At 59.1% G+C, this 7,497-nt stretch carries 5 protein-coding genes and 2 pseudogenes; all 7 read right to left on the bottom strand.

Features of this window, described 5'->3' with window-relative positions; translation table 11 throughout:
• A pseudogene (locus BGRAMDRAFT_RS33015) lies at positions 1-858 on the bottom strand (DNA-directed RNA polymerase subunit beta'); the annotation flags it as partial.
• 21 nt (positions 859-879) lie between these two features.
• Entirely contained in the window at positions 880-1,134 is a 255-nt protein-coding gene (locus BGRAMDRAFT_RS35800; protein ID WP_232292407.1) for a DNA-directed RNA polymerase subunit beta, read from the bottom strand.
• A gap of 10 nt (positions 1,135-1,144) precedes the next feature.
• Entirely contained in the window at positions 1,145-4,984 is a 3,840-nt protein-coding gene (gene rpoB, locus BGRAMDRAFT_RS33010) for a DNA-directed RNA polymerase subunit beta (protein ID WP_006053281.1), read from the bottom strand.
• Positions 4,985-5,353: 369 nt separating this feature from the next.
• Positions 5,354-5,727 (bottom strand): annotated as a pseudogene (rplL, locus tag BGRAMDRAFT_RS33005) (50S ribosomal protein L7/L12).
• 63 nt (positions 5,728-5,790) lie between these two features.
• Positions 5,791-6,294: a 50S ribosomal protein L10 gene (gene rplJ, locus BGRAMDRAFT_RS33000; protein ID WP_006053279.1), complete on the bottom strand. Its 504-nt coding sequence runs from the start codon at positions 6,292-6,294 to the stop codon at positions 5,791-5,793.
• Positions 6,295-6,594: 300 nt separating this feature from the next.
• Entirely contained in the window at positions 6,595-7,293 is a 699-nt protein-coding gene (rplA, locus tag BGRAMDRAFT_RS32995) for a 50S ribosomal protein L1 (protein ID WP_006053278.1), read from the bottom strand.
• A partial coding sequence (locus BGRAMDRAFT_RS32990; RefSeq protein ID WP_044022080.1) for an uL11 family ribosomal protein occupies positions 7,294-7,497 on the bottom strand: 204 nt, incomplete at its 5' end.

The raw sequence follows: 7,497 nt of genomic DNA, 5'->3' as shown, positions 1-7,497 counted from the left end.
CTTCAGTTCGAGCAAACGCTTCAACCGGTTGTTACGGTTGATCACGCGGCGATACAGGTCGTTCAGGTCCGACGTCGCGAAGCGGCCGCCATCCAGCGGCACTAGCGGACGCAGTTCCGGCGGCAGCACCGGCAGCACTTCGAGCACCATCCAGTCAGGCTTGATGCCCGAACGCTGGAATGCCTCAAGCACCTTCAGGCGCTTCGCGTACTTCTTGATCTTCGCTTCCGAACCCGTGTTCTTCAGTTCGGTGCGGAGCATCTCGACCTGTTCGTCGATGTTGATCGCACGCAGCAGTTCGCGAACGCCTTCCGCGCCCATCTCGGCACGGAATTCGTCACCGTACTCTTCGACCTTGTTGTAGTAATCCTCTTCAGTCATGATCTGCCGCGCTTTCAGCGGCGTCATGCCCGGGTCGATCACCACATACGCTTCGAAGTACAGCACGCGTTCGATGTCGCGCAGCGTCATGTCGAGCACCATGCCCAGACGCGACGGCAGCGACTTCAGGAACCAGATGTGCGCGACCGGCGAGGCCAGCTCAATGTGGCCCATCCGTTCGCGACGCACCTTGGCGAGCGTCACTTCGACGCCGCACTTCTCGCAGATCACGCCACGATGCTTCAGGCGCTTGTACTTGCCGCAAAGGCATTCGTAGTCTTTGATCGGCCCGAAAATCTTCGCGCAGAACAGACCATCGCGTTCCGGCTTGAACGTCCGGTAGTTGATGGTTTCCGGCTTCTTCACTTCACCGAAAGACCACGAACGGATCTTGTCCGGCGAGGCCAGACCGATCTTGATCGCGTCAAAAACTTCAGGTTGTTGGACTTGCTTGAATAGATCGAGCAAAGCTTTCATCGCTTCTCTCCAGTAGTCCGATTAGTTGCGGTCGAGGTCGATATCGATACCGAGCGAGCGGATTTCCTTCACCAGCACGTTGAAGGATTCCGGCATGCCTGCATCGATCACGTGATCGCCCTTGACCAGGTTCTCGTACACCTTGGTCCGGCCTGTCACGTCGTCCGACTTCACCGTCAGCATTTCCTGCAGCACGTACGATGCACCGTACGCTTCGAGCGCCCACACTTCCATTTCACCGAAACGCTGGCCACCGAACTGCGCCTTACCGCCCAACGGCTGTGCGTCACGAGCGAGTACGGGCCCGTGGAACGCGCGTGCATCTGTCGTCGACCAGGTGGTGCAGCTTCAGGTAGTGCATGTAGCCGACCGTCACCGAACGTTCGAACATTTCGCCCGTGCGGCCGTCGTACAGCCGCACCTGATTCTTCGACGGCGTCATGCCCAGGTTCTTCGCGATGTCGTCCGGGAAAGCCAGATCCAGCGCGCGCGACATTTCTTCTTCCGTCGCGCCGTCGAACACCGGCGTTGCGAACGGCACGCCTTCGCGCAGGTTCTTCGCCAGTTCGACGATTTCCTCGTCGGTGAAGCTGTCCAGCTCTTCGGCGCGGCCCGACTCGTTGTAGATCTTCGTCAGGAATTCGCGCAGTTCAGCGATCTTCGCTTGACGCTGCAGCATTTCGCCGATACGCCAGCCGAGACCCTTCGCGGCCCAACCCAGATGCACTTCGAGAACCTGACCCACGTTCATCCGCGACGGCACGCCGAGCGGGTTCAGAACGACGTCAGCCGGACGGCCGTCGGCCATGTACGGCATGTCTTCGATCGGGACGATCTTCGACACGACACCCTTGTTACCGTGGCGGCCGGCCATCTTGTCGCCAGGCTGCAGGCGGCGCTTGACTGCCAGATACACCTTGACCATCTTCAGCACGCCCGGCGGCAGTTCGTCGCCTTGCGTGAGTTTCTTGCGCTTTTCTTCGAACGCCAGATCGAACTGGTGACGCTTCTGTTCGATCGAGTCCTTGATAGCTTCGAGCTGTGCCGCTGCTTCTTCGTCCGCGAGGCGGATGTCGAACCAGTGGTAGTGGTCGAGATCTTCCAGGTAAGCCTGTTCGATCTTCGTACCCTTGGCGAGCTTCTTCGGACCGCCGTTCGCGACCTTGCCGGTCAGCATCCGTGCGAGACGCTGGAACGCGTCGCCTTCCACGATGCGCAGCTGGTCGTTCAGGTCGAGGCGGTAGCGCTTCAGTTCATCGTCGATGATCTGCTGCGCACGCTTGTCGCGCTGAATGCCTTCACGCGTGAACACTTGCACGTCGATGACCGTGCCGCTCATGCCCGACGGCACGCGCAGCGAGGTGTCCTTCACGTCCGAAGCCTTTTCACCGAAGATCGCGCGCAGCAGCTTTTCTTCCGGCGTCAACTGGGTTTCGCCCTTCGGCGTGACCTTGCCGACCAGCACGTCGCCTGCTTCGACTTCCGCGCCGATGTACACGATGCCCGACTCGTCGAGACGGCCAAGTTGCACTTCAGCGAGGTTCGAAATGTCGCGCGTGATTTCTTCCGGTCCGAGCTTCGTGTCGCGAGCCACGACGTTCAGTTCTTCGATGTGGATCGACGTGTAACGGTCGTCGGCCACCACCTTCTCAGAGATCAAAATCGAGTCTTCGAAGTTGTAGCCATTCCACGGCATGAACGCGACCAGCATGTTCTGGCCAAGGGCCAGTTCGCCCAGGTCCGTCGATGCGCCGTCAGCCAGCACGTCGCCGCGCGAAACCTTGTCGCCGACCTTCACGATCGGACGCTGGTTGATGTTCGTGTTCTGGTTCGAACGCGTGTACTTGATCAGGTTGTAGATGTCGACACCGACGTCGCCAGCCACCGCTTCCTCGTCGTTCACGCGAATCACGATACGGCCTGCGTCGACGTAGTCGACCACACCGCCGCGGAATGCCTGAACCGTCGTGCCCGAGTCGACCGCCACCGTGCGCTCGATACCCGTACCGACCACGGCCTTTTCAGGACGCAGACACGGCACAGCCTGACGCTGCATGTTCGAGCCCATCAACGCGCGGTTCGCGTCGTCGTGCTCAAGGAACGGAATCAGCGATGCAGCCACCGACACGATCTGCGACGGCGCCACGTCCATGTACTGGATGCGGTCCGGCGTGACCATCAGCGTTTCGCCGGCTTCACGCGACGACACCAGTTCGTCGGTCAGCGAGCCGTCTTCAGCCACGGCCGCGTTCGCCTGAGCGATCACGTAACGGCCTTCTTCGATCGCCGACAGATAGTCGATCTGATCCGTCACCTTGCTGTCCACGACCTTGCGATACGGCGTTTCGAGGAAGCCGTATTCGTTCAGGTGCGCGTACAGAGCCAGCGAGTTGATCAGGCCGATGTTCGGACCTTCAGGCGTTTCAATCGGGCACACACGACCGTAGTGCGTCGGATGCACGTCGCGGACTTCAAAGCCAGCGCGCTCACGCGTCAAACCGCCCGGCCCAAGTGCCGAAACACGGCGCTTGTGGGTGATTTCCGACAGCGGGTTGGTCTGGTCCATGAACTGCGACAGCTGCGACGAACCGAAGAACTCGCGAATCGCCGACGAAATCGGCTTCGAGTTGATCAGGTCGTGCGGCATCAGGTTTTCGCTTTCGGCCTGGCCGAGGCGTTCCTTGACAGCACGTTCGACACGCACGAGACCTGCGCGGAACTGGTTTTCCGCCAGTTCGCCGACGCAACGCACACGACGATTGCCCAAGTGGTCGATGTCGTCCACTTCGCCCTTGCCGTTACGCAGCTCGACCAGGATCTTGATCGTGGCGAGGATGTCGTCGTCTTGCAGCGTCATCGGTCCGATGATCTCGTCGCGGCCCACGCGACGATTGAACTTCATACGGCCCACCTTGGACAGGTCGTATGCGTCTTCGCTGTAGAACAGACGGTTGAACAGCGCCTCGACCGCTTCTTCGGTCGGCGGTTCGCCCGGACGCATCATGCGGTAGATCGCGATGCGCGCGGCCATCTTGTCCGCGGTTTCGTCGATACGCAGCGTGGACGAGATGTACGGACCCTGGTCCAGATCGTTCGTGTAGAGCGTCTGGATGTCCTTGATCTTCGATTCGCGCAGCTTCTCGAGGACGGTTTCAGTGATTTCGTCGTTCGCGTTGGCGATGACTTCACCCGTGTCGCCGTCGACGACATTTTTCGCCAGCACGCGGCCGAGCAGATAGTCTTCCGGGACCGAGATGAACTTGGTCTTCGCGTTGTCCAGGTCGCGGATGTGCTTTGCGTTGATCCGCTTGTCCTTCTGGACGATCACGTTGCCGTCACGGTCCGTGATGTCGAAGCGCGCGACTTCGCCACGCAGACGCTCCGGCACGAACTCCATCTGCGCGCCTTCCGGCATCAGCGTGAAGTTATCGAACACGAAGAAGTTTGCGAGGATCTGTTCCGGCGTCAGGCCGATTGCCTTCAGCAGGATCGTGACCGGCATCTTGCGGCGACGGTCGACGCGGAAGTACAGCACGTCCTTCGGGTCGAACTCGAAGTCGAGCCACGAACCGCGGTAAGGAATGATACGCGCCGAGAACAGGAGCTTGCCCGAGCTGTGCGTCTTGCCCTTGTCGTGTTCGAAGAACACGCCAGGAGAACGGTGCAGCTGCGAACGATCACACGCTCCGTACCGTTGATGACGAACGAACCCGTCGGCGTCATGAGCAGAATTTCGCCCATGTACACTTCCTGTTCCTTTCACTTCCTTGACGACCGGCTTGCTCGGCGATTCTTTATCGAGCAGCACCAGACGCACTTTCGCGCGCAGCGCCGAGCAGTACGTCAAACCGCGCTGCTGACATTCCTTGATGTTGAATGCCGGCGGCGACAGCATGTAGCTGACGAACTCAAGACGTGCGAACCCGTTGTGCGAAACGATCGGGAAAACGGATGTGAACGCAGCCTGCAGGCCTTCCGGCTTGCGCTGCGTAGACGGCGTGTCTGCTTGCAGAAACGTGCTGAATGATTCAAGCTGGGTAGCCAGCAGGAAAGGTACTTGGTGAACGATGGGGCGCTTCGCAAAACTCTTACGAATGCGCTTCTTCTCGGTGAAGGAATATTGCATACGATCTCCGAATCACGGCGGGCATTGTTGTCGAGGCAGGATACCTTGATGAGACAACCCGAGTGTTCACCGACTGAGACCCGATGGCCGTCCGATGGCTTGAACGAGCCTAGAAGCTTGGTGGTTGGCCGCTACCAACCGCTGGCTGACGGCAGCGGATGCCTATGTTGCCCGCTACCCGACCAAACTTGCCTTCTGCAGTCGCTTCAGAAGACAAAGAGAAGCGCCGGTCAATGTTGCCGATAGGCGGTTTTCTTTGGCTTCTGGGAGTCACATTATTGCCGTACAGCGAGGCAAAAACGCGTCCCCCACAAAGCACAAAAAGGCCGGCGGTGAAAAACCGCCAGCCTTCGCACAGCGCGCTGAAACTTACTTGATTTCAGCTTTCGCGCCGGCTTCTTCCAGCTTCTTCTTGGCTTCTTCTGCAGCAGCCTTCGGTACCGCTTCCTTAACAGGCTTCGGTGCGCCGTCGACCAGGTCCTTCGCTTCCTTCAGGCCGAGACCCGTCAGTTCACGAACTGCCTTAATGACGGAAACCTTGTTCGCGCCAACGTCAACCAGTTGACCGTGAATTCGGTTTGCTCTTCAGCTGCAGCAGCAGCGCCGCCGCCTGCCGGGCCTGCCACTGCAACAGCAGCTGCCGACACGCCAAACTTTTCTTCGAACGCCTTGACCAGTTCGTTCAGTTCCAGAACCGACATCGAGCTTACTGCCTCGAGGATGTCATCTTTTGCGATTGCCATTTGAAATACTCCTAAATTGAATTCGGATACAGCCAGCGATCAATCACGCTCGACTGAAGTACATTACGCAGCGGTTTCTTCGCCTTGTTTCTTTTCTGCCAGCGCGGCCAGAGCGCGCGCAAAGCCAGAAACAGGTGCTTGCATAACGTACAACAGCTTGGAGAGCAGTTCTTCGCGGCTCGGGATGTTTGCCAGCGCTTGCACGCCAGCCTTGTCCATCACCTTGCCTTCGTAGGAACCAGCCTTGATGACCAACTTGTCATTGCTTTTGCCGAAGTCATTGACGACCTTAGCAGCGGCAATTGCATCTTCCGAGATGCCGTAGATCAGGGGGCCAGTCATCTGCTCTGCCAGCGGAGCGAACGGCGTACCTTCGACAGCGCGACGCGCCAGCGTGTTCTTCAACACGCGAAGGTAGACCTGTTGCTCACGCGCTTTCGCGCGCAGCTTGGTCAGATCGCCAACCGTGATCCCACGATACTCAGCCAGAACCACGGTCTGGGCTTTCGCGACTTGCGCGGCAACCTCAGCGACGACGGCCTGCTTGCTTTCTTTGTTGAGTGGCACGGTTAACCTCCAGATTCGATACACGCAGCGTGCGCCTTGTGTACCGCGTTCAATAACGGCGTCCGACCAGTCAGGAGTATTTCGACCGCCCGACACACGCATTGCTGCGGATGCCAACCGGTTTCATCACTACAAAACCTTTTCGGGTTCGCCATCTGCGTTGGCTTTGCATTAAGGGTCCGCCTACCTGCTGCGTGCCCGCCAACGGTCTTTGACAACCGGTTGCTTGATGCGAACTGCCACCTCACAACCGCCCAAAGCCCATAAACCGCCCCGATTTTCATCGAGGCGATGAATTACTTACTGTGCCGCGAGCGATGCCTGATCGACGCGAACGCCGACACCCATCGTGCTCGACAGAGCGACCTTACGCAGGTACACGCCCTTGCTCGTTGCCGGCTTGGCCTTTTGCAGTGCGTCGATGAGCGCGCTCAGATTGCTGCGCAGAGCCGTCGGCTCGAACGAAGCGCGGCCAATCGTGGCGTGGATGATACCCGCTTTGTCGACACGGAATTGCACCTGACCAGCCTTGGCGTTCTTGACCGCAGTCGCGACGTCCGGCGTGACCGTACCGACCTTCGGGTTCGGCATCAGGCCGCGCGGGCCGAGGATCTGACCGAGCGTACCAACAACACGCATCGTGTCCGGCGAAGCGATCACGATGTCGAAGTCCAGATTGCCGGCCTTGACTTGTTCAGCCAGGTCTTCCATACCGACGACTTCAGCGCCGGCTGCGCGAGCCTGCTCAGCCTTTTCGCCTTGCGCGAACACTGCCACGCGCACCGACTTGCCTGTACCTGCAGGCAGAACGACCGAACCGCGGACCACTTGGTCCGACTTCTTTGCGTCGATGCCGAGTTGAACAGCGACGTCGATCGACTCATCGAACTTTGCGCTTGCGCATTCCTTCACGAGCGACAAAGCGTCGTCGATCGGGTACAGCTTCTGACGGTCAACCTTTGCTGCAAATGCTTGCAGACGCTTCGAAAGCTTAGCCATTTACACGCCCTCCACGGTGATGCCCATCGAGCGGGCGCTACCAGCGATCGTACGAACCGCTGCGTCCAGATCAGCTGCCGTCAGATCGGGCATCTTGGTCTTGGCGATGTCTTCAGCTTGAGCGCGGGTGATCTTGCCGACCTTGTCGGTATGCGGCTTGCTCGAACCCTTGTCGATCTTCGCTGCCTTCTTGATCAGAACCGT

The sequence above is a fragment of the Paraburkholderia graminis C4D1M genome (assembly GCF_000172415.1).
In the GTDB taxonomy this organism is placed as follows: Bacteria; Pseudomonadota; Gammaproteobacteria; order Burkholderiales; family Burkholderiaceae; genus Paraburkholderia; species Paraburkholderia graminis.
Note: the sequence above shows the minus strand (reverse complement) of the source record. Positions and strands in the feature narration are given on the sequence as shown.